General features: G+C 36.8%; 23 protein-coding genes. 5 read left to right on the forward strand and 18 right to left on the reverse strand.

The genetic code is table 11. The features are described 5' to 3' along the window. Nucleotides 1–88: 88 nt before the first annotated feature. The 3 genes from AB1278_RS12755 (at nt 89) to AB1278_RS12765 (ending at nt 3,869) form a co-directional block, all read left to right on the forward strand. A complete protein-coding gene (locus tag AB1278_RS12755; protein ID WP_429814762.1) occupies nt 89–1,270 on the forward strand; it encodes a M28 family peptidase in 1,182 nt (393 codons plus the stop codon). Nucleotides 1,271–1,328: 58 nt separating this feature from the next. After that, nucleotides 1,329–2,504 carry a M28 family peptidase gene (locus AB1278_RS12760; RefSeq protein ID WP_395973513.1) on the forward strand — a complete coding sequence of 392 codons (1,176 nt, stop codon included), beginning with the start codon at nt 1,329–1,331 and terminating at the stop codon, nt 2,502–2,504. 195 nt (nt 2,505–2,699) lie between these two features. Continuing rightward, nucleotides 2,700–3,869, forward strand: a complete 1,170-nt coding sequence (locus tag AB1278_RS12765) for a M28 family peptidase (protein WP_395973511.1) — start codon at nt 2,700–2,702, stop codon at nt 3,867–3,869. 89 nt (nt 3,870–3,958) lie between these two features. Here AB1278_RS12765 and AB1278_RS12770 read toward each other — a convergent pair whose 3' ends face one another. The 16 genes from AB1278_RS12770 to AB1278_RS12845 form a co-directional block, all read right to left on the reverse strand. After that, on the reverse strand, nt 3,959–5,323 hold the full coding sequence (locus tag AB1278_RS12770) for a S41 family peptidase (RefSeq protein WP_395973509.1): 1,365 nt from the start codon (nt 5,321–5,323) through the stop codon (nt 3,959–3,961). A gap of 63 nt (nt 5,324–5,386) precedes the next feature. Next, nucleotides 5,387–5,974 carry a bifunctional phosphoribosyl-AMP cyclohydrolase/phosphoribosyl-ATP diphosphatase HisIE gene (hisIE, locus tag AB1278_RS12775; RefSeq protein ID WP_343638627.1) on the reverse strand — a complete coding sequence of 196 codons (588 nt, stop codon included), beginning with the start codon at nt 5,972–5,974 and terminating at the stop codon, nt 5,387–5,389. Continuing rightward, nucleotides 5,971–6,723, reverse strand: a complete 753-nt coding sequence (gene hisF, locus AB1278_RS12780) for an imidazole glycerol phosphate synthase subunit HisF (protein ID WP_395973505.1) — start codon at nt 6,721–6,723, stop codon at nt 5,971–5,973. Before hisF ends, hisIE begins: the two co-directional genes overlap by 4 nt. Then, on the reverse strand, nt 6,716–7,438 hold the full coding sequence (hisA, locus tag AB1278_RS12785; protein ID WP_227942710.1) for a 1-(5-phosphoribosyl)-5-[(5-phosphoribosylamino)methylideneamino]imidazole-4-carboxamide isomerase: 723 nt from the start codon (nt 7,436–7,438) through the stop codon (nt 6,716–6,718). Before hisA ends, hisF begins: the two co-directional genes overlap by 8 nt. A gap of 2 nt (nt 7,439–7,440) precedes the next feature. Next, entirely contained in the window at nt 7,441–8,019 is a 579-nt protein-coding gene (gene hisH / locus AB1278_RS12790) for an imidazole glycerol phosphate synthase subunit HisH (protein WP_395973501.1), read from the reverse strand. 2 nt (nt 8,020–8,021) lie between these two features. Then, entirely contained in the window at nt 8,022–9,116 is a 1,095-nt protein-coding gene (gene hisB, locus AB1278_RS12795) for a bifunctional histidinol-phosphatase/imidazoleglycerol-phosphate dehydratase HisB (RefSeq protein WP_429814766.1), read from the reverse strand. An 83-nt stretch (nt 9,117–9,199) separates the two neighbouring features. Then, nucleotides 9,200–10,225, reverse strand: coding sequence for a histidinol-phosphate transaminase (gene hisC, locus AB1278_RS12800; RefSeq protein ID WP_411413223.1), 1,026 nt, complete (start codon nt 10,223–10,225; stop codon nt 9,200–9,202). Between the two features lie 436 nt (nt 10,226–10,661). Continuing rightward, complete coding sequence (gene hisD / locus AB1278_RS12805) at nt 10,662–11,936, reverse strand: histidinol dehydrogenase (protein ID WP_411413224.1); 1,275 nt, start codon at nt 11,934–11,936, stop codon at nt 10,662–10,664. 212 nt (nt 11,937–12,148) lie between these two features. Next, nucleotides 12,149–13,006 carry an ATP phosphoribosyltransferase gene (gene hisG / locus AB1278_RS12810; protein WP_429814769.1) on the reverse strand — a complete coding sequence of 286 codons (858 nt, stop codon included), beginning with the start codon at nt 13,004–13,006 and terminating at the stop codon, nt 12,149–12,151. Nucleotides 13,007–13,253: 247 nt separating this feature from the next. Beyond that, entirely contained in the window at nt 13,254–14,351 is a 1,098-nt protein-coding gene (locus AB1278_RS12815) for a glycosyltransferase family 4 protein (RefSeq protein WP_429814772.1), read from the reverse strand. Then, the gene (locus AB1278_RS12820) at nt 14,348–15,124 is read right to left on the reverse strand and encodes a polysaccharide deacetylase family protein (RefSeq protein ID WP_429814775.1); all 777 of its coding nucleotides are present in this window, start codon (nt 15,122–15,124) and stop codon (nt 14,348–14,350) included. Before AB1278_RS12820 ends, AB1278_RS12815 begins: the two co-directional genes overlap by 4 nt. A 1-nt stretch (nt 15,125) precedes the next feature. After that, the gene (locus AB1278_RS12825) at nt 15,126–16,055 is read right to left on the reverse strand and encodes a glycosyltransferase family 2 protein (RefSeq protein WP_227942718.1); all 930 of its coding nucleotides are present in this window, start codon (nt 16,053–16,055) and stop codon (nt 15,126–15,128) included. A gap of 5 nt (nt 16,056–16,060) precedes the next feature. Beyond that, complete coding sequence (locus AB1278_RS12830; protein ID WP_429814778.1) at nt 16,061–17,230, reverse strand: glycosyltransferase family 87 protein; 1,170 nt, start codon at nt 17,228–17,230, stop codon at nt 16,061–16,063. Nucleotides 17,231–17,259: 29 nt separating this feature from the next. Beyond that, nucleotides 17,260–18,072 (reverse strand): 2,3,4,5-tetrahydropyridine-2,6-dicarboxylate N-succinyltransferase, encoded by an 813-nt coding sequence (locus AB1278_RS12835; RefSeq protein ID WP_089691708.1) that lies wholly within the window; start codon nt 18,070–18,072, stop codon nt 17,260–17,262. A gap of 72 nt (nt 18,073–18,144) precedes the next feature. Continuing rightward, nucleotides 18,145–18,753, reverse strand: a complete 609-nt coding sequence (locus tag AB1278_RS12840) for a methyltransferase family protein (protein WP_429814781.1) — start codon at nt 18,751–18,753, stop codon at nt 18,145–18,147. Nucleotides 18,754–19,052: 299 nt separating this feature from the next. After that, the gene (locus tag AB1278_RS12845) at nt 19,053–19,598 is read right to left on the reverse strand and encodes a C40 family peptidase (protein ID WP_343641090.1); all 546 of its coding nucleotides are present in this window, start codon (nt 19,596–19,598) and stop codon (nt 19,053–19,055) included. Between the two features lie 181 nt (nt 19,599–19,779). On the opposite strand from AB1278_RS12845, the gene AB1278_RS12850 reads away from it, so the two are divergent. Then, a complete protein-coding gene (locus tag AB1278_RS12850; protein ID WP_343641088.1) occupies nt 19,780–20,418 on the forward strand; it encodes a hypothetical protein in 639 nt (212 codons plus the stop codon). A 39-nt stretch (nt 20,419–20,457) separates the two neighbouring features. Here the strand turns inward: AB1278_RS12850 and AB1278_RS12855 are convergent, their stop codons facing one another. Further along, nucleotides 20,458–20,826 carry a hypothetical protein gene (locus AB1278_RS12855; RefSeq protein WP_110008797.1) on the reverse strand — a complete coding sequence of 123 codons (369 nt, stop codon included), beginning with the start codon at nt 20,824–20,826 and terminating at the stop codon, nt 20,458–20,460. A gap of 384 nt (nt 20,827–21,210) precedes the next feature. Between AB1278_RS12855 and AB1278_RS12860 the strand changes: the two genes are divergently transcribed. Next, nucleotides 21,211–21,894 carry a hypothetical protein gene (locus AB1278_RS12860; RefSeq protein WP_429814784.1) on the forward strand — a complete coding sequence of 228 codons (684 nt, stop codon included), beginning with the start codon at nt 21,211–21,213 and terminating at the stop codon, nt 21,892–21,894. Nucleotides 21,895–22,230: 336 nt separating this feature from the next. Here AB1278_RS12860 and AB1278_RS12865 read toward each other — a convergent pair whose 3' ends face one another. Beyond that, on the reverse strand, nt 22,231–23,817 hold the full coding sequence (locus tag AB1278_RS12865) for a hypothetical protein (RefSeq protein ID WP_110008795.1): 1,587 nt from the start codon (nt 23,815–23,817) through the stop codon (nt 22,231–22,233). Between the last annotated feature and the right edge of the window lie 56 nt (nt 23,818–23,873).

Consider the following 23,873-nt stretch of genomic DNA (forward strand, 5'->3'; position numbering starts at 1 on the left):
CAAACAAATAAGCGCTATTCTAGTTAATAATTAACAATAAATGATGATTTATTGCTATATTAGCAATCTCTAAAGAAAGTATCAAAAAATGAAAAAAGTTGCAGCTTTTTTGCTCACATCCATTGCACTGCAGAATATAAGTGCACAAAGTTTTATTCAAGCTTATAAGGACAGAGCAGATATGGTTACCCAAACCAATATTAGTACAAACCTTCAGGAATTTGCAGGTTTTGGAATTAAAAAAACTGGTACAACAGCCAATAACAATGCTTTTGACTGGCTTAAAAACAAATATCTGTCCTACGGATATACAGCAACTAACATGTCCGAAGATTCTTTTACTTACGGAAGCAGCACTTCAAAAAATTTAATTATTACCAAAACGGGAACAGTCTACCCTAACAAATATGTTATTATCTGCGGACATTATGATACAATTGTAGGCCCTGGAGTAAGTGACAATGGAAGCGGCACTTCCATTATTCTTGAAGCAGCAAGAATATTGAAAAATGTTCCCACGGAATATTCTATCAAGTTTATTCATTTTTCCGGGGAAGAACAGGGGCTTGTGGGAAGTAACCATTATGTAAATAATGTAGCTTATCAGAATGGCAGTCAGGTTCTGGATATAAAACTGGTTTTAAATATTGACCAGGTGGGTGGTCTTCTTGGAAATAACAACAATACGATTACCTGCGAAAGAGATACTGGTGGGGTGTCTTCCAACAATGCAGCCTCTACTGCTGTAACACAGGAACTGATGAACTGTACTACCCTTTACTCTCCTCTTCAGACGAATCTTTCGTATGCTTACAGCTCAGATTATATGCCTTTTGAAGCAAAAGGATATACCATTACCGGGTTTTATGAAACCATCCAAAGTAATAATGAGCATACCGTAAGTGATACTTTTGCCAATCTGGATCCCGTCTATGTTTTCAACGTAGGAAAAGCAGCCGTGGGAGCTTTGCAGCATTTTGCTGTTGCCTCTACATCCAGTAACCTGTTAAGTACCAACGAAAGCCCTGTACAAAAATCAGGTGAAGCCATCAGGATCTATCCTAATCCTGCAAAAGATCTTGTGACTGTAGAATTTCAGGAGAAAGTAAAACACTTCAAAGTTGAAGTCAATGACATGGCAGGAAATACTGTTTTAAACCTTGAAAATCAGAAAAAAATAAATACATCAGGGCTAACAAACGGGATTTATACTTTTACTGTTACAACCGATAAGGGAAATACCACAAAAAAAATTATCATTAATCAATAATGTCTGACGAATATTCCGCATCTGTTGCATTCAGGATATTCAGCATTACTCTCATACAATGAAAAAAATCGCTGCTTTTTTATTCGCTTCTGTTGCTATGCAAAGTATTGGAGCTCAAAGTTTCATTCAGGCTTATCAGGACAGGGCGGATATGGTAAATCAAACCAATATTACCACTTACCTTCAGGAATTTGCTAATCTAGGGGTGAAAACCACGGGTTCACCAGCTAATGCCAATGCGCTGACATGGCTCAAAAACAAGTATCTTTCTTACGGATATACAGCCAGCCAGATTGGAGAAGACCCTTTTACAGCAGGGAGCTATAATTCTAAAAACCTTGTTATTACCAAAACAGGAACGGTATACCCCAATAAATACGTAATCATTTGCGGACATTTCGACAGTATCACTGGCCTGGGAATCAATGATAACGGAAGCGGAACGTCTATCATTCTTGAAGCAGCAAGAATTCTGAAAGATGTTCCGACTGAATATTCTATAAAATTCATTCACTTCTCCGGGGAAGAGCAAGGACTTCTGGGAAGCAAACATTATGTCAACAATGTAGCGTATCAGAGCAGCACCCGTGTTCTGGATATTAAACTTGTTTTTAATCTCGATCAGGTAGGTGGTGTTATGGGAAATAACAACAATACCGTTTACTGTGATGAGGATCAGGGCGGACTTTCTTCCAATAATGCCGCTTCGGCTGCTGTAACTCAGGAACTGAGAAACTGTACAGCGCTCTACTCTCCTCTTCTGACTGCCGTAGATCCGGCTGCTGATACAGATTATATTCCTTTTGAACAAAAAGGTGAAGTGATCACAGGCTTTTTTGAAAGAATAAGAAGTACCTATCCACATACAGTGAATGATACTTTTGCCAACACTGATCCTGTTTATATTTACAAGATAGGAAAAGCTTCTGTGGGAGCATTGCAGCATTTCGCCGTTGCCACCGGTACGTTGGGAACGAATGAAACCATCGGAAAAAATACGTTGGAAAGTGTGAAAATCTATCCAAATCCAGCCAAAGATGTTATCAATATTGAACTTCCGGACTCCGGAATTAAAAATTTCACTTTTGAAATAACAGATTTTCAGGGGCGTTCCATTTTCAGGAGAAACAATGAAACAAGTATTAATGCTTCAGGCCTGGAAAACGGAGCTTATATCGGAATTTTAAAAATTGGAGATCAAAAGGTTGTCAGAAAAGTGATGATTGAAAGATAAACCAGTATACAATACGAAAAAAAGACTTTTGAAGCTATTCAAAGGTCTTTTTTTTTGCCAGAACTGCATTATACTATTCATAAGGTAATTACGATAATTAATATGATATTCATAATAAATATTATTTTATTTTAACACATTAAACACTTCGTTGTGATTTATTTACTACATTCGTGTCACCAAATAATATTATATATGAAAAAATTCACAACACTTTTATGCTCAGCATTGATGATGCAGAGTATTGCGGCTCAAACTTTTATTCAGGCTTACAAAGACAGAGCAGATATGGTTACCCAAACCAATATCACCACCAATCTTCAGGAGTTTAGTAATTTAGGGGTAAAAACAACAGGTTCAGTAGCGAATACCAATACATTGAACTGGATCAAAAACAAGTATCTTTCTTACGGTTATACGGCCAGCCAGATAGAAGAAAGTCCTTTTACCTTTGGAAGCACCAGTTCGAAAAATTTAATTATTACCAAAACCGGAACGCTTTATCCTAACAAATATGTTATTATCTGCGGACATTTCGATACCATTTATGGCCCGGGAGTGAATGATAATGGCAGCGGAACTTCAATTATACTGGAAGCCGCAAGAATTCTGAGAAATGTTCCTACTGAATATTCTATAAAGTTCATTCATTTTTCCGGGGAAGAACAAGGGCTAAAAGGAAGCAGCCATTATGTGAATAATGTAGTATATCAGGGAGGTGTCCGCAAATTGGATATCAAACTGGTTTTCAATCTGGATCAGGTAGGCGGCGTGAAAGGAAATAATAATACCACCGTATATTGTGATGAAGATCAGGGAGGAGTATCCAGTAATAATGCAGCTTCTGCAGCTGTCACACAACAACTGAGAAATTGTACTGCACTCTACTCACCTCTTCTGACTGCCGTAGATCCGGCAGCTGATACGGATTATATTCCTTTCGAACAGAAAGGTGAAGTGATTACCGGATTTTTTGAAAGGATAAGAAGCACTTATCCTCACAGTTCTAAGGATACTTTCACCAATATGGATCCTGTTTACGTATACAAGATCGGAAAAGCAACCGTGGGTGCCCTACAGCATTTTGCAGCAGCATCAACTACCATGAGCAAACCCGCATCAAAAAATTCACTGGAAGCTGTAAAGATCTATCCTAATCCAGCCAATAATCTAATTAATATTGACTTACCGGATTTTAAGGGAATGGATTTCAGTTTTGAAATCAGCAATTCTTTGGGAAGGTCACTTTTAAAAGTAAATAACGAAAGAAAGGTTAATGTTTCATCCCTTCAGAACGGAGTCTATGTTGGAGTTTTGAAAGTGGGTGAAGAAACCCTTGTTAAGAATATTATGATTGAAAGATAAGAAATCAATTCATTGATAATAAAAAAACAGCAGGGTTATTCTATTTCTGCTGTTTTGTTTTTATGCATTAAATACAACCACATAGAATTTTAAAGTTCTTCAACAATCTGTTCTCTTGTTTTGTTATTTAAATCAATAACTTTTATAGGGATAAGCTTGTTAGGTAATATATTTCCTGCCGGCCTGATCCATTCTTTAACCCCAAAAAGGAAATCAAGTTTGGTGTTGGGAGTCTGAAAACTAATCAATTCACCAAAATGATTGGGATGTCCTCTTTCAGGTGCTTCACCTACTACTTCTGCCAATTTGTTATCCAAAACCATGACGCTGAACATCATAGCACTGGAAAATGTATTTTTCCCAACAATGATATAAGTCTTCCCATGGAATCGCAACGGATTTTCATCCGCTGTTACAGAACGAGAACGGATCGGATAGTAATCACCATCTTTTATTTTGCTATATTCTGCAGATTCTTTATTGTTTGCTTTTAAATAATCAGCGTATTCTTTACTTTTTTTAAATTTTCCCTGATAAGTATAATACGTTTTATCTGAAAAATAGTTAATAAGCAAATTTCCAACCGCAGAATTTCCTCCGGAATTGTTGTGAACATCAATGACTAAATTTTTAGCATTGTCTTTTTTGATCTGACTGAAAATACTGTCCAATTTTGTTTTCCATTCTTCCAGAGTGAATGTATTTCTGTCATCAAAAGTATTGACTGTCAAATAAGCATAATCCTTTATTTTTTTATAATCAAGAGGTTTAAGATCTTCTTTTTTCTTAGGCTGAGACTTTGAAGCATTGGCTTTCAGCTGTTCCAGAGAAATACTTTTAACCACTGTTTGCAGACCGCTTTTAAACTTCAGGTTGTAGTCATCTGTGATAAAGTAACAGTACTTATTAATCATTATCCAAAACCGATCAACGGCTATGGGTATTCGTTCTTCTTTAGCGCCCGGAATAGTCTGGGCACAGGTCTCCAGGACTTCATGAATTGGTATATTATTCAGCGAAATCACTTCGTCACCAATAGTAGGTTTACTGTCTGAATAGTTTTCCGTAAGAAGCATTTTGCCATTTTCATATTTGAATTTCAACGGTAAAACTTTCATGCTTTTTCTAATGCTGTCAGTAACGCAAAAGTCAGACATTGAACTATGTTCGTCGTTCAATGTGACAATCAAAGGCTTTGCGAGGTAATAAAAATCCTTCTGAGTCATACCATCTTTCAGAGAATTACGGATATCTGTATATTTTTTTTCAAATTCTGATTTTGAAATTTCTGTATAGGGATTGACGTGTGCATTGGTTATTTTGGCCTTAATAAAGTCTACATCCTGCTCCAGCTGCTGCTTAGTAAATTTCTGAGAATAAAGTTCGTTACAGTTTTTCTGGGCAAAAGCAGATTGAACAAACAAAACTGCAAGTAAGGTTAATTTTAATTTCATAGATATTCGTTTCCGAAGGATTAGTGGCTTGATATTTACTTTTGTTACAGTTGAGAAAGTTGTTTATTTATTCCTGCTTTTAAGAATCTCTTCAATCTCCTCCATTGAAAATCCTTTGGCTTTCAATAAAATTAAAAAGTGATACAGCAGATCTGCAGCTTCGTTTTTAAAGAGATCATCATTATTGTCTTTTGCTTCTATAACCAATTCTACGGCTTCCTCTCCTACTTTTTGAGCCATTTTATTGATTCCTCTCTGATATAATGAGTAAGTATATGAGTCTTCAGCCTTCGTATCTATTCTCTGAGAGATTTTTTCTTCCAGTTCATACAGAAATCCTTTAGTATTCTTTTCCCCGAAACAACTAAAACTGCCTGTATGACAAACCACATTTTTCGGAACAGCTTTAATTAAAATGGCATCCTGATCACAGTCGATGTCAATACTTTTTACCGTTAAAAAATTACCCGATTCCTCACCTTTTGTCCACAGTCTGTTTTTGGAACGGCTGAAAAAAGTAACAATTCCTTCTGCCTGTGTTTTTTCAAAAGCTTCCTCGTTCATGTAGCCCAGCATCAAAACCTGCAATGTTCTGTTGTCCTGAATAACCACAGGTACAAGGCCATTATCTTTATTAAAATCTATTTTCATCGTATTTGAATTTTTTGAGTTTTTAACTGTTGTTTTAAATCCTGAATCCCTATTTCATTAAAGTGGAAAATACTGGCTGCCAATCCTCCTGTAGCTTTTGTTTCATTAAATACTTGAACAAAATCCTGAATGGTACCAGCACCTCCGGAAGCAATCACCGGAATGCTTATATTTTCTGAAACCAGCTTTGTAATCCTAATATCAAAACCGTTTTTAGTACCGTCACCATCCATGGAAGTCAGCAATATTTCACCTGCTCCTAATGCTGCTGCTTCTTGAGCCCATTCCATCGTTAAAAGTGCTGTGGCTTCTCTTCCTCCTTTGATATGCACCAGATCTTTATCACCTACTTGCTTTGTATCAATAGCAACCACTACACACTGGCTCCCGAATTCTTGGGCCAGATCAGAAATAAGACCTGGATTTTTTACGGCTGAAGAATTGATGCTGATCTTGTCTGCACCTGCTTCCAAAAGCTTTCTCACATCCTCTACAGACGAAATCCCGCCTCCTACTGTAAAAGGGATACTCAATTCTTTTGCGATCTCTTTTACCAGCTCTACAAATGTTTTTCTATCCTCAATTGTGGCGGTAATATCCAGAAAAACAAGCTCATCGGCACCTTCCCGTTCATACTTTTTGGCAAGTTCCACAGGATCTCCGGCGCTTTTAAGATCTTCAAAGTTAACACCTTTTACCGTAGCTCCATCCTTAATATCCAGACATGGGATAATTCTTTTCTTAAGCATTTTCAATAAAATTTTGAAGTTGTTGTAAGCTTATTTTTCCCTCATAAATCGCTTTTCCGATGATCGTCCCTGCACAGCCGATATCCTTCATCTTATAGACATCAGCAATGCCTGAAATACCGCCGCTTGCTACCAGCTGAACGGATGTTTTATATAAGATCTCAATATAAAGCCCTGTTGAGGGACCTTCCAGCATCCCATCTTTTGCAATATCGGTACAGATAGCGGTCTGTATTCCTTTTTCCTGATACTGAAGGATAAAATCAATGATATCATGGGCACTTTCTTCCAGCCATCCGGATGTTTTAATCTTTCTGTTTTCACAGTCTGCACCCAAAATAATTTTTTCCGCTCCATATTTTTCAATCATTCCAAAACAAAATTCAGGATTCTGAACGGCAATACTTCCTAAAGTGATCTGCTTTGCCCCGGAATTAAAAGCGGTTTCAATATCTTCCTGAGTTTTTAGCCCTCCTCCAAAATCGATATGCAGCGAAGTAGAACGGGCAATATTTTCCAGAACTTTCTGGTTGACAATATGCTTTGATTTCGCCCCATCAAGATCCACCAAATGAAGGTATTGAATCCCAAAGCTTTCAAACTCTTTTGCCACTTCTACAGGATCTTCATTGTATATTTTCTTTGTATTGTAATCTCCTTTTGACAAACGGACACATTTCCCGTCGATAATATCAATAGCCGGAATTATTTTCATGATTATAAATTTATAAAGTTCTTAACAATCTGATTTCCCACTATTCCCGATTTTTCCGGGTGAAACTGTACTGCATAGAAATTGTCTTTCTGCAAAGAAGCACTGAATGGCAGGATATAATCACAAACCGATGTTGTATAGTCTGACAGTTCACAATAATAGCTGTGGACGAAATACACATCACTGCACTTTTCAATTCCTGAAAACAGTGGCGAAGTCTGTCCGGAAACGGTATTCCAGCCCATATGGGGAACAATATCCTTTGCCGGAAACTTTCTGACATTGATATCAAAAATCCCCATTCCTTCGGTATCTCCTTCTTCATTTTCCCCGCACATCAGCTGCATGCCCAGACAGATTCCCAAAACCGGCTGTGTAAGACCAGGAATCAACAGATCAAGCTCTTTTTCCTTCAGCACTTTCATGGTTGATGAAGCTTCTCCCACACCCGGAAAGATCACTTTATCAGCTTTTAAAATCTGTTCGGGATCATCGGTGATCACAGAATCAACATTCAGTCTGTTGAGGGCATTCTGAACGGAATTTACATTTCCTCCGTTGTATTTTATTATAGCGATCATATTTATAAACTTCCTTTTGTAGAAGGTAAACTGTAGTTAGCATCCGATTGGTTCACTGCCATTTTAACAGCTTTTGCAAAGGCTTTAAAAATGGATTCAATTTTGTGGTGTTCGTTATCTCCTTCTGATTTGATATTCAGATTGGATTTTGAAGCATCAGTAAAGGATTTAAAGAAGTGAAAAAACATTTCCGCAGGCATGTCTCCAATTTTTTCTCTTTTAAACGGAGCATCCCACACCAGCCACGGTCTTCCGCCGAAATCGATAGCCACCTGAGAAAGACAGTCATCCATCGGAAGCAGGAAACCGTATCGCTCAATACCTTTTTTCTTTCCTAAGGCTTTTAAAATAGCTTCTCCCAGCACAATTCCGGTATCTTCTATCGTGTGGTGTTCATCTACGGCAAGATCTCCGTTCACTTTAATCGTAAGATCCATATTTCCGTGTCTGGCAATCTGATCCAGCATGTGATCAAAGAAGTGAAGCCCCGTTGAAATATCTGATTTTCCGTTTCCATCAAGATTAACTTCAATTTCAATATCAGTCTCATTGGTCTTTCTGGAAACTTTAGCCTTTCTCATTCCGGATTTTAAGAACTGATAGATTTCTGACCATCGCGTTGCAGACAGCTCTGCCGCCTCGTTGAAGTTTTTATTAAGATAAATAGCTTTAGTACCAAGATTTTTAGCAAGTTGAACATCAGTACTTCGATCACCAATTACATAGGAATTTTCAAGGTCGTAATTCCCATGAATATATTTCCCAAGCATTCCAACCCCTGGTTTTCTGGTAGGAAGATTTTCAGATTCAAAGCTTCTGTCAATTAAAATATCACTAAAAATGATCCCTTCATTTTCGAATGCCTGCAGCATTTTTTCCTGTGGTTTTATGAAATCTTCTTCAGGAAAACTTTCAGTTCCCAACCCATCCTGATTGGTTACCATTACCAATTCATAATCTAATTCATTGACAATTTTTGCAAGGTTTTGAAAAACTCCCGGATAAAACTCAAGCTTTTCCAGAGAATCTACCTGAAAATCTGTAGGCGGTTCAATAATTAACGTTCCGTCGCGGTCTATAAAGAGTACTTTTTTCATATGTTTTTTATATTTTTTTAACCATTAAAATGAATGAATCTTAAATTTCTTATGATCTTCATTTTTTCTTAATGGTTTATGTTTTACATTCCTTTTAAAAAGTTAATTAATTTTTCATTTTCAGTACGGTTTCCCACATTAATTCTGATACATCCGGGAATCGCAGGATCTCTTCTGCTGGTTAAAATCTCTTCTTCAAGCATTTTTCCGTATACACGATCCACATTATCCATTCTGATCAGGAAAAAATTGGCATCCGTTGAAAAGACTTTGGAAATACATTGAATTCCTTCAAACTGCTGTTTTAGCCATGTTCTCTCTTCCAGAATACGGTTTACGTTTCCCTGAAGTCTGTTTTTATCCTCCAGCGTTTTTAAAATCAACTCCTGGCTCAAAACATTCACATTATAAGGCGCTTTTACAGTATTAATAAAGCTGATAATCTCTTCAGATGCATAAGCCATCCCTACTCTTGCTCCGGCAATTCCCCAAGCTTTGGAAAACGTCTGCAATACAATCAGATTGGAATATTGATTCAACAGCTCCAGACTTGATTTTTTTTCTGAAAATTCAATATAAGCTTCATCCACCACGACAATGCCGTTGAAATTCTGAAGGTAAAATTCAATATCATCCACACTGTTTCCGGTAGGGTTATTAGGAGAACATAAAAAGAAAATCTTCAGTGAAGAATCATCTGCCATCTTTAAGAAATTATCTTTTACGATTTCGAAGTTTTCATCCAGATCCAGTTTCAGAACTTTATTTTCATTGATGGCTGCATAGAAACCATACATCGCGAAAGACGGATTCATCATCAGAATGGCATCTTTTTTAGGCTCACAGAAAATTTTGATGATAAGGTCTATCAGCTCGTCACTTCCGTTTCCTATGGCGATCTGTGAAGGTGAAAGGTTTTTAAGCTCTGCAAGCTTGGTTTTAAGCTTTTTTTGGGTTGAATCCGGATAGCGGTTGCATTCTCCAAAAGGACTTTCATTCGCATCCAGCATGACAGGAGCATTAAATTCATTATGATCCCTGAAACTGATGTAGGGCTGTAATTGTAATATATTGTCTCTTACTAAAGTTTTGATACTTTTATTTTTCATTGCATTGTTTATTTAAAACTATTTTTAAACCATTAAGATGAATTAAGTTATTAAGAATAATGAAGAAAATATCTTCCGATCTTTATTAAGCATTGAGCTAAATTCAAATGTATTTGAATCTTAATTTTACTTAAAAGTTTCATTTTTCTTAATGGTTTAAATTCTTTTTTGGGTAAACGCAAGGGCGCAAAGTTTTTTAATCTTTATGTTTCTTCAAGGCGCAAGAAAATCAAAGATTTTCAGCAAGTGATGTGTCATTATTTTTTTCCACAGATTTCACAAATTTCACAGATTTTTCATATTTGCCTTCTTCATTTGGAGAATCTGTGAGAGATCAAAATATTTGGCATTCAATTTTATCGGAGATAAAATCCTTGCGTCTTAAAAAGGGTTTTCATTATAATTCTCTTGCGTCTTTGCGTTTTCCAACAATTAATTATTTCAATCTTATCGAAACTGCATTTTTGTGAGCAAACAAACCTTCTGCTTCAGCCATGAGCTCTATGGTTTTTCCCAAATTTTGAAGTCCTTCTCTGGAAAGTTGCTGGAATGTTATTTTCTTCACAAAACTATCCAGGGATACGCCGCTGTAATTCTTTGCATAACCATTGGTAGGAAGTGTGTGATTGGTTCCGCTGGCATAATCTCCTGCACTCTCACAAGAATAGTTTCCTAAAAAAACCGAACCTGCATTCTGAACCTCCGGTATATATTTTTCAAAATCATTGATGGCCAGAATAAGGTGTTCAGGAGCATAAAGATTGCTGAACTCAAGAGCTTCTTTCAGGGTATTGATCAAAATGAAAGAACTGTTTTCCAAGGCCTGGGCCGCAAATTCATTTCTTGGTAATTCTTTGATTTGCTGCTCAACAGTACTTATTGTTTCATTAAAAACTTTAAGATCTGTAGTGATAAAAACTACCTGACTGTCGCTTCCATGTTCTGCCTGTGAAAGAAGATCTGCAGCACAGAATTCAGGAACAGCCTGTTCATCTGCAATCACAAGAACTTCACTCGGTCCGGCAGGCATATCAATAGCTACTCCATACCGTTGTGCATATTCTTTGGCCGCTACAACAAACTGGTTTCCAGGACCGAAAATCTTATTGACAGCCGGAATACTCTCTGTTCCAAAAGTCATTGCCGCAACAGCCTGTGCTCCCCCCGTTTTAAAGATTTCTGAAACACCGCAAAGCTTTGCTGCATACAGGATCGCAGGATTAATATTCCCATCTTGATCCGGCGGCGTACAAAGAACTATTTCTTTACATCCGGCAAGATTGGCAGGAACTGCAAGCATCAAAACAGTAGAAAATAAAGGTGCTGTTCCTCCCGGAATATAAATCCCGACTCTTTCTACCGCACGGTTTTCACGCCAGCAAACCACTCCTTTTGTTGTTTCAATTTTTTGAATCTCCTGTTTCTGAGAGGCGTGAAATGTTGAAATATTCTCCTTCGCCTGTTGAATGGCTTGCTTTAATTCATCTTGAATCTGATTTTCTGCCTCCTTGATCTCAATTTCAGAAACTTTTAAGATTGAGGTTTCTGCTTTATCAAACTTTTTGTTGAATTCTATTAAAGCTTTATCACCATTTTTTTCAACTTCTGCAAATATTTCTGTGATCAGACCTGAAATTTCTTTCTGTTCCAAAACAGGGCGTTTTGCTAAGTCTTTCCAGCTGTCTTTTGTGGGATATCTATATATTTTCATTGTATTATTTTTAATTGTTTTTTACGCAAAGGCGCAAAGTTTTTAATTCCTATATCTTTTTAAGGCGCAAGAAAATCTTAGATTTTCAGCAAGTATGTGAGTATTAAACAGTATTCAATTTTATCGCAGATAAAATCTTTGCGTCTTAAAACAGTCTTAATTTTTATTCTATTGCGTCTTTGCATCGGCCAACATTAACCATTCTTATTTTTTTAAATAACCATTTTATCAATTGGAATGATTAAGATATCCTGAGCACCATTTTCTTTCAGTTCATCAATCACTTCCCAGAAACGTTCTTCATCAATCACGGAATGAATACTGCTCCAGCCTTCTTCTGCAAGCGGAATCACCGTAGGGCTCTTTAAAACAGGAAGAACATCAGCTACTTTCTGGATTTTTTCGTTGGGAACATTCATCAGAATATATTTTGAGTTTTTTGCTTTTAAAACGGCTTTGATTCTGAAGACAAATTTTTCAAGAATGGCTTCTTTGTCAGTTGATAGATAGGGCGTTTGAGCCAGCACAGCTTCCGATTTCAGCAAAGTGACTGTTTCTCTTAATCCGTTTTTGAATAGAGTACTTCCGGAACTTACAATATCACATATTCCGTCCGCCAGACCGATATTAGGAGCTATTTCTACAGAACCCGAAATGACGTGAATGTCTGATACAATTCCCTGGTTTTCTAAAAAGTTTTTGAGGGTGTTAGGATAAGAGGTCGCAATTTTTTTACCCTGAAAATAAGAGATGTCGTCCGTTTCTACTTCTTTGGGAACAGCCAGTGAAACACGGCATTTTGAAAAACCAAGCTTCTGGATAGTTTTGATGTTTTTACCTTTTTCAACCAGAAGATTTTCGCCAAGAATGGCTACATCCACTACTCCGTCTTCCAGGTATTGCGGGATGTCTGAGTTCCGAAGGTACATGATTTCCATCGGAAAGTTATCGACTGAAACTTTGAGCTGGTCTTTACCGTTGTTGACAAAGATTCCACAGTCTTTGAGAAGCTGAAGAGATTCTTCATACAGCCGGCCGCTTTTTTGAATTGCAATTTTTAATTTACTCATTTTGCCTTTTTTTGGGTCCGAGTAAATAAAAACTGATCTGTTGAAATTTCTGAGGAGAATTCAGGAAACAAAAAAACCGCCTATTTACTCAGACGGTTTTAATTATTTTTGATTTTAGCACATACTTATATCAATCAATTCCGTCTAGCAGAGATGATGATGATAATGATGTAATGCTAAAAATATTGGTTTCATTGTTTGAATTATGATGCAAATGTAGGATTTATTTTTAAAATACAAAGTTTTTTCAGAGAATTTTTTGATAAAAATTCATAAGCTCCTTTGCAATGGGTTCGTCATTAAACTTCTGAACAAACTCGAAACCCTTTTCCTCACGGCGTTTTCTCTCGGATTCATTTTCCCATAGAAATTTTAATTTGGCCCGGATATCGAGATCGTTATCCGGATTCACATACACAGAGTCTTTTCCGCCCGCTTCAGGCAGACAGCTGGTATTGCTCGTCACCACAACCGTTTTGGAGAAAAGTGCCTCAATAACGGGGATTCCAAAGCCTTCAAAGAAGCTTGGATAGACAAAAATATCCGCCAGTTTATAAAGACAAGCCAACTCATCCATAGAAACGCCTTCCAGGAAAAGCACCTGCTTCTCCATTTTGTTTTTTTTCAGGAAACTTTCTATTTTCTGATAGTATTTTGTCTTTCTTCCCACGACTACAAGAGGAATTTCCGTTCCGTTGATCGCTTTTACAATATTCAGAAGATTTTTGCGGTCTTCGATGGTTCCAACATTCAGTACAAACCTTTCGGGAAGCTTAAATTTCTCTTTGACAGCTTTCATCAATTCCGGAGATTGCTGTTCTTTAAAAGCATGATGACAGCCCTGATAAATGACTTCAATTTTAGACTCAGGAACTTTTAAATATTCAATAATATCTCTTTTGGTCTGTTCCGAAATCGCAATGATTTTATCAGCGGTATCAACTGCTTTTTTGAATTTCCAGAAATGGATTTTCCTGTCAAAAAAAGAATAATACTGCGGATATCTTACGAAGATCAGATCATGAATGGTAACGACCTTTTTAATAGGCTTTGGATCCCATTTTAAGGGAAGTTCACCTGATAATCCATGAAAAATATCTGCACCCTGCTTCTGGGCATCTTTACCCATTTTCAGCTGACGTGAAAAATTTCCTTTTGAGGTTTCAATAAAGTGAACATTCGGGCGTTCCAGAATATCTTTCCCTCTCTCGGACTTATTTTTGTTCAATAACAGATATTCATTCTCCGGTTCATATTCGGAAAGAATTCTTACAAGATCTCTCGAATAGTTCCCCAGACCGGATGTATTGTGGAAAAACCGTTTGGCATCAAAGGCAATCTTCATCGTTGAATCTGTTTTTGAAATTCCTGAAATGTGCCGAATGTATGACCTTTTTCTTTCAGCCAGCCTACAAACGAGTCAAACCTTTCCACCATCTCTTTTCCTGAGTTTTTTACCGTAAATCCAGGAAGTTTAAAAGCTTCATCTTTTATTTCTGCAAATTCCCAGGGATGGAAATAAATATTCAGATATTGATCTTTTTTCAAACAATCCGAAGCCAGTTTTTTGTAGAAAAACAAAGGAAAATTGTGAAAGCTTAACCAAAACAAAGGAATCCTGAAATTAGGAGAAACCGAAGCCGGAATCTGCGTTACATTTCCTTCTTTGAAATACGTTCTGGATACTTTTAAATTATTATATCTTCCCGGCAAAAATGTAGGGTTGATAGAGGAATTGTATGCGTATCCTGCTTCTTCCACTGCTTTTTCATCTACCGGCATCATTCTCGGCATTCTTAATCCGGTCACCTTTGTGGAAAATAATTCTTCCAGCCTTTCTCTTGATTCTTTCAGGTGTTTGTCTTCAAATTCTGAATGAAACCACGTGTGAGAGGCCAGCTCATGCCCTTCATGTAATAACCTTTCAATAAGGTGCTTGCTGTTTTCTGCAAAAACTACCGTGGAAAAAAAGGTAGCTTTGGCATTATGTTTTTTAAGGATATTGAGGATTCTCTCCAATCCTGTCTGTGAAATTGAAATCTGCTTTTCAAAGGGAATTTCACCCTTATATTCTAATGGCATATCAAATTCTTCAATGTCAAAACTCAATAAAACCATTTTAAAAATTTTTGTTTTTAATAATATAATTAGGTCTGTCTTTCACCTGTTTAAATATTTTACCCAAATAAATTCCCATGATTCCTAAGATAATGAGCTGAAGTCCTCCAAAGAAAACAATGGTCATAATCAAAGATGCCCAACCGGAAATCTCTGTTTTGGCAATAAATGAATGAATTACGTAGGCTCCATATCCGATTACTGAAAGCGCTGAGAATAAAAAGCCCAGATATGCTGCCAGGTAAAGCGGTTTCACACTGAAAGCAGTGATTCCTGTAAAAGCAAAAGTAAACATCTTTTTAAGGTTGTAACTGCTTTTTCCTGAGAGTCTTTCTGCTGCAGTAAAGTCGATTCCTGTTTGTTTGAACCCCATCCAGCTCGTTAATCCTCTAAGGAACAGATCGTCTTCATTAAAATTTCTCATCACTTCAACTGCACTTGCATCCAACAGTCTGAAATCTGAGCCGCCGCCTTTCGTTAAGTTAACATCTGAAAGGCTTGATAAAAGCTTGTAAAATAAGTCTGATGTTTTTCTTTTAAAAAAAGAAATCTCTTTAGGATACGTTCTAAAGGTAAAAACGACGTCATAGCCTTCTTCCCATTTCCGAATCATTTCCGGAATAAGCGCCGGCGGATGCTGAAGATCTCCATCCATAGAAATGACTGCATTTCCGTGGGCATTGTCCATACCTGCCTTTACAGCCGGCTGGTGTCCGAAATTACGGGAAAATTCAATGAACTTTACTTCATCATACTGACTGGAAAGTTCTTCTAATTTTTGCTGGGTATTATCTCTGCTGCCATCATTGACAAATATGATTTCAAAGTCGTAATTTCTTAAGCCATCAAAAACTTCTTTAATTTTCTGATGAATCATTGCGACATTTCCTTCTTCGTTATAGGCGGGAATTACAATTGAAATTTTCTTCATATGTATTAATTCAGGCTGTAATTTTTCTCAAAATCTTTAGTCAGAAGTTCATAAGTCACTCTCAACCAGATCACAATACAAGGTACGGCTTTTAATGAATATTTGATGATATAATTCTCTTTTACAAATTTCGGGAAAAGATCCGAAGTGGAGAAACAGGTAAAAATAATGACAAAAACCAGCAATCCAATAATCAATGGTGTTCTTTCTTTCTGAAGGAAAAACCAGATCAGCACTCCTACCACCGCAATAATATAGGTTGGAGATTCTGAACTGGAACTGAACAATACCAAGAACAGTAATGTTGAAGCCAGAATCATCAGTTGGAATGCATAATGCTTGTATTGCTTAATTCTGATGTAAGGCAAAACAAAAAGTGGTAGTCCGCCTGCTAAAAATACAAGATTTGAAATAGATGCATCTCCCAAAATTCTTCTGACAAAGCCCATTAAAGAGATGTCCTGCATATTTCCCAGAACCTGATTTTCATTATTCTTCTCTACAATAGACTGAAACCAGTCTGAGTAGCACTGAATGACAAACTGTGGACTTGAATACGCCATTGGAAGCACGAAAAATAATAGGGCAATAGCAACTCCTGAAAGAATAAATTTAGTTTTGTTTTTAATAAAGAAAAACTGCGTTAGTCCTACAATTCCGTAGATTTTCACAAATACCCCAATTAAAATTGCGGTTACAGATTTTACTTCTTTTCTTTCGTAAATATAGACGGCAGATAACAACAAAAGGCCTGTCAGCGCTACATTGAACTGCAAACTTAAAGCTGCTGTGATGTATTCCTGAAGACAAAGCAACCCGAAAATCGCTTTCTTGCTGTCTGAAAACGGCAGTTTATAAATTCCGTAGATAAAGATGAAAGTATTGGCAATATTCCAGAGTGATATTCCCAGCCAATCCGGCATCATGGCGAATGGTGCGATCAATGCACTGAAAAATACACCATAATGGTTCAGATCAAAATAAAGATCAGGATAATGGATAAATAAGTTTTTCTGATGAATGGTATTAAAGAATACGTTTTTAAAAATCAGATAATTATTGATCGCATAATCTCCTCTCAGATATTTGGAAATTGCAGTAACAACGGATATAATAAGATAAACCCCAAATATATATTTAGGGTTTAATAGTATTTTAAGAAATTTTTCTTTCAAGATTGTGGTATTAGCTTAAAATATTAATCTTAAACAGCTACATTATTCTCTCTCAATGCATCATTCAGAGATGTTTTCTTGTCTGTAGATTCTTTTCTCTGACCGATAATCAAAGCACATGGAACCTGATATTCTCCAGCCGGATACTGTTTTGTATAGCTTCCTGGAATAACTACTGAACGTGCAGGAACTCTTCCTTTGATTTCAACAGGTGTATCTCCTGTAACGTCGATAATTTTTGTAGAAGCGGTCAATACTACGTTAGCACCCAATACAGCTTCTTTTTCTACGTGAACTCCTTCCACAACGATACATCTTGAACCGATAAAGCAGTCATCTTCAATGATTACCGGAGCTGCCTGTAACGGCTCCAATACTCCACCGATCCCAACACCTCCACTCAGGTGAACGTTTTTACCGATCTGTGCACAGCTTCCTACTGTTGCCCATGTATCTACCATTGTTCCTGAATCTACATAAGCTCCAATGTTTACATAAGAAGGCATCATAATTACTCCGGGAGCAATATAAGCTCCTTCTCTGGCAACCGCATGCGGTACAACTCTTACTCCTTTTTCAGCATAATTTCTCTTTAAAGGCATCTTGTCATGAAATTCAAACGGACCTACTTCAATAGTTTCCATTTTCTGGATCGGAAAATACATTACCACTGCTTTTTTCACCCATTCATTTACCTGCCATCCGTTTTCAGTAGGCTCTGCTGTACGAAGTTCACCCTTATCAACCAAAGAAATTACTTCTCTAATTGCCTTTTGGCTGTCTTCATTCTGCAATAAATCTCTGTTGTCCCAGATATTTTCAATAGTTTGTTGTAACGACATGTTTCTTATTTAAAATTATACCGGCCAAAGATACAAAAAAGTTCAGCAAAACTGTTTTTAACATTAGTTTAATTAATAGCCCAGCATACGCTTCACTCTATTTTTATAGGTCAGGTAAATTTCTCCGTGTTCCTTTAGCAGGAACTCTTCTTCAAGCCTGATTTGAATCTGCATTAAAATATTTCCCGTCAGAAGAAAAGAAAAAGTAATGACAGTAGGAAAAACAAGAAAAAATCCGACAAGACTGATGGTCATGCCCAGAAATACAGGATTTCTTGAAAACCTGAATAATCCGTCAGTGACAAGTTCTGTTTTTGTTGTGCTGTCAATCCCGATACGCCACGAGTTTTTCATTTGCAACTGGGCAATAACAACCCAAATCAAGGCCATCATCATAAAACCTAACCCTGTGTATTGAATGAGATTATATTCCAAAGCATTGATTTTAAAAGCAGAGAACATGTCTTTCGGAAAGAGTAAAAGAAGTATTGTATACATAAACAAAGCCAATAAAATCAGCTTAAAATAAAATCCAACCAATCCGTAAGCAGAATCATCTTTGGGAAGGACGTTAGGATTTTTGCCAATCCGTTTTGCGACTCTGTAACTTATTCCCACAAAGGAAACAGTAAAAAAAATAATAAAATAAAAGGGAATAAAGAATCTGATGAAATCTGTCATAATGATAATAGTTTTGGACAAATTTCATGAGTTTTGGGATGCAATGTTATTGCAATGACAAGAATATTATTGATTTGCAGAAATGCGAAGTTATAAACCTGGCAATTCCCCTCCTCCGGAGGGGTGGCAAAAATTCAGAGAATTTTTGACGGGGTGGTTAAAGAATATAGTTATAAGTTTTGGCTAAAGCCAATTGATTGTTTGATTTTTCTATTGAACGGGCTAAAGCCCGTTTCTATTGAATTTCAACCCTTCCCTGCATGACAAAATATTAATTCCTGTTAGTACGTTTTAAAGATTTACAGCACTCTTTGAGCATGAAGATAGGCCTTATTCCAGTACTTTTCATTCAGAGATGAAATAATAACACCTTTTGAAGTAGAAGCATGAATGAATTTCACTTCTCCATCAGGACCGATATCATGAACAATTCCTACGTGAGAGACTCTGCTTCCTCCGGCTGTTGCAAAAAATAAGAGATCTCCGGGTTTTACGTCTTTTATATCAATATTTTTTCCGGCCTCGGCCTGATCAGAAGATCTTCTGGGAAGATTAAAATCATTTTCTTCAAATACTTTTACGGTAAATCCTGAGCAGTCAAATCCTGAAGAAGTACTTCCTCCGAATTTATAGGGTGCTCCGATATACTTTTCTGCATCTTTCAGAATATCATTGATTGATCTGGATACACTTCCGTTAAATTTTGAATCCAGTTTTCTGAGGTTTTCAGCTTTTGCAACGCTCTTTGTATTTGATTTTTTACTGGCGGAAGCGCTTTTCGAGGATCCGCAGGAAACCACCAAAACAGAGGCTGCCAACACAATAGCAATCTGCTTTATTGTCATTTTTTGTTGAAATAATCCCGTTCCCATACTCTTCTGATTTATAATTAATTAACAAAACGTAGTACAAATATACATTTTATATTGTAATTATAATATAACTATACTACAACTATATTATAAATATATGTTAAAATTTTGATTTTCATTATTTATTGGTATATTTGATTTCTATTTTAAAGACATGGCAACCTATGAAAGTGTAATCAAGATTACAGGAGCGGTGGGCGACCTGGTATTTTATAACCTGAACGGCAAAAATGTGGTTCGGAAGAAAAGCGGGTTCAATAAAACTGCGTTTAAAAAGAATCCGTCATATGAGAAGGTAAGACAGAACAGTTCTGAATTCGGGCATTGTTCCAAAATGGGAAAAGTTATCCGGAAGAGTCTGGATGACTATATTAAAGAATCAGGAGATCCCCTGCTCTACCAGAAGTTTGCCAAGGTGATGACGGCCATCAAAGATTTGGATACAATTTCTGAAAGGGGAAAAAGAACAGTTGAAAATGGTTTAAAGACTGAAGAAGGAAGAAAATTGCTGGGAGCATTTCAATTCGGCACCATTAAGAATGTTTCTGATTGTATAAGGATTAAAGATCATGTTCTGTATAAAAATGATCATTGTACATCAGACCATGCGGTGATTTTAACTTTAAAATTAGATTCTGAAAATTATAGCGTAGAAAGTAATGAAGAGATTATGAGTTGGAATAAAGAGCAAGATCAACCGTTAAAAAAATTTTTTTCTGATGAGGATTTTCTGCTCTGTTTTGCAGCATTGAAAAATGAACATGATGAGATTACCCGTATGGGATTTGTATAAATAAAAAAGTCTGCAGTATATCCTGCAGACTTTCTTGTTTTATTTCTTTTCTCCTTTCCAGGTTCCTGATATGGAAGGTGTGGGAAGTGAGTTGGACCAGTTTCCGTTTCCTTTTTTATCTGTAGATAATGTTCCTCTGAATTCTCCTTTCGAAGGAAGTCCTACCGTTGCGTTCAGATCTCCTGTTTCACTTAAATTCCCGGAAATGTTATAGTTTTCATTATTGACATCGGAATGCATTGTTCCCACCACTTTACCACTCTCATCTACCACAAAGTTCCAAACTCCTTTATCACCTCCTTCATAAGAACCAGACCATGTTCCTACATAATCATAAATAGTATCATCATCAGAGCTGCAACCGATAAATAAAAACGCCGTAAATAAAAGTAAAAAAAGTTTCTTCATAGTTTCAGTAGTTTTATAACCTAAAATTCTGTTATTCTCATCTGCCTTCCTTGCAAAAATACAGCTTACTGAGAATATTGCTTAATATGTATTATTTTTTTGTTCCGTGCAAATCTACTAATTTTTTCATTCAAATTATCTGAATTTTAATCAGCGTTCAATATGTTTGTTAAAAAACAACATATTTCGGCTAAAATACAAATATTTTTCAAACAAACAGAGACTGTACAAATTTGAGTTAATTAAAAATATAAGGTTAAAATTGGATAGTAATATGTTCAAAATTCGTTTACAATTACTTTATACTAGATTGCAGATCATTTGCGGTATGTTTTAAAGATATTTCTTACCTTAGTGAAAAATTTAACCTTTTCAAAAAATTACATGAAAACAAAAACATTATTTTTGGGAGCACTTGCTATTTTTGGCAGCTCAACGGCACAGGTTGGGATTAATACCGCCACTCCAAGTCATACTTTGGATGTGAATGGTCTGGTAAGAGTAAGAGGACTTTCAAATGCTGAAAAAAAGATTGTTGCGGCAGATGCACAAGGAGTTTTAACGCTTATTTCTCCAGAAGAAATTTTTGCGCCAAAGGCTATACTGAACACATCTACCTCTTCCAGTGAACAAAGATCGACTGTATACGAAGGAAAATGCTTCCAACCTGGCGACAATGCTTCTTCCTGTACCGTTTCTGTAAACCATTACTCTTCTTGTGCGGGATTCAGTAATCCTGTTGACACTCAAATTATTGTAGGGCAGGGAATTAATACAGGAAACGGACAATTTCTAGGAACATGGACAGCCCGATATGTTGATAATAAAGGGTTTGCCAATGCAACTGCTGTGGCTAATCAGACAGCACCTGACTATCCCAGAATCTCTTATCCAAGTACCAATACAGTGAACTATTTAGGAAGTGGAAATTTTGCGGGTCAATGTAATACAGATTTGGTTACTACCATCAATCAGGCCACCGGAGATATAAAAGTAGAGTCTGTAAAGCGAAGCATGTACGCACACCTTGTGTACCTTATTAATATTGCCCGCTCCAGATCTTTATAATAGTTGATATTTGATTTCAAAAAGGCAGCCACAATATTTTCATTGTGGCTGTTTTTTTGATACAACGAACCCTCTTTTTTGAAAAAAAGCCTCTAAAAAGAGGCTAGAAACTATTATTGGATGATGAAAAACTTATCCCAAATGTATGATATATTCGTATCTGGTTTTATGAGTACAGTCATATTGAGAATTTTACAGTAACATGATTTCTGTTTATCAGAAATCATGTTACCGCTTGAAATAAAAGTAAACAAAAACTGCAAAGAATTAACCTCGCAGCTTTTGTTTTCATAGTATGTTTTTAGAATCTTTTCTGGTCTGATAACTATCCGGAATTTAATTTTGGAACTTTACAAAATCCAGATAAAAAGTAGGGTTCCCAACATTAAACCCAGATGGAACTACAAGATTAGTCTTATGAGCAACTATAGGGTAAACACCGGGGGCTGCAAAATATAATACTCTGGTTTGATCTCTTGGCACAAAATTAATAGGATCGGGACTGGCAGTTCCACAATATGTTTTCCATACTTCCCCTATCCCGGGAATGTAAAACCAGTAATCATTACAGGTAGAAGTTATTGTAATTCCTGAACGGAAAAAATACCATCCTTTAGCAGGAATATTCACAGAAATTCCTGTTGGCAGGTTATCTCCTCCTGAGTTTCCGGTAAAAGGATTAACCAGTGTTCCAGTGTAAGATGTCCAGTTATCAGCAAATGCTGTAGTAACAGTGGAAGACCATGTAGCCAGTCCGTTAGCATCACTGGTCAGTACGTACCCCAGCTGCTGGGTGCCGTCTTTAATCTGAAGTGCTCCATTGGCTGTTCCGTTATCAATAACAACTTTTGCACTGGCAGCTCCCGCCGGCACTGTATTGGTTCCCACCAGGACTTTTCCTGTACCATTGATACTTAAATTATTTCCTGCTGTTGCAATATCGGTTGCCTGTGAAAGGGTTCCTCCCAATTTTACATCTGTCCCGGATAAACTAAGACCGTTACTTGCTGTGATATTGTTATTAATGATTGTTGTACCGCCATTTCCATTACCTCCTGCAAGCTCAGTTACCGTCATAAAACCTATTGTAGGGTTCAGCTGTGCTGTTCCGGCTCCTCCCAGCCTTACTTTTACAGAGGTATCAACTGTTGGCCTGTAAATAGCATAGGCTTCCGGCTGGCCGCCAATAGATGTTGCCGGATAATTATTTATGGCATCAACAACCCCTGTTGTACTGGAAGGAAGAACGGAATTATTGGAAGCATCTACCCATTCATACACGAAGAATCCACCTGCCAGCGAAAAATCTGTAGCATGAAGCTGACAACGGAGAACATAGGTTTTACCTGCTTTCAGATTGAAAACACCTGCGCTATAAGTAATATTATTGGAGGCAATCACAGATCCAAATGTCACATCTGATCCTGTAGATACTGATTGGGCTGCGTTTGGCTTCACAATAATATAATCCCCTGTTGAAGATGTTCCTGTTGAAAGAAGTTCCCATGTAGAATTTGTTCCGGTGAGACCCGTGCTCACGAGTTCCACACTCTGATTGGCTGGTACTGAAATACTGGCATTTCCGTTAATTGTTTCCGGAGCTACAGCATTCACTGTGATCTTAAAATTTGTATTGTTTTTAATTCTGTAAATCCTCCCTTTGAAGTTTCCAACCCCACTGACAGAAGGTGGTAAACCAAATACAGCATCTGAACTCCCATTGTATGAAACATGAAAGTCTGATAATACTAAATTATAAGTGGCTGTAGTAACCGCTTTATAATTAGCTGCCAATGATCCGTTAATATCCATAGTAGAACCTGGATTCACTGTGTTGACCCCAACATTTCCTGCCTGGGCAAAAGCAATAGCCGGACTTAAGGCTATCATTGCAAAGATTAGTTTTGTAGAAATTTTAAACATTTATCATTATTTTATTTACATTAATAAACTCAATTGTTTAACATAATGTAAAAGTA

This window comes from Chryseobacterium sp. NRRL B-14798, from assembly GCF_050470705.1.
GTDB classification, from domain to species: Bacteria; Bacteroidota; Bacteroidia; order Flavobacteriales; family Weeksellaceae; genus Chryseobacterium; species Chryseobacterium cupriresistens.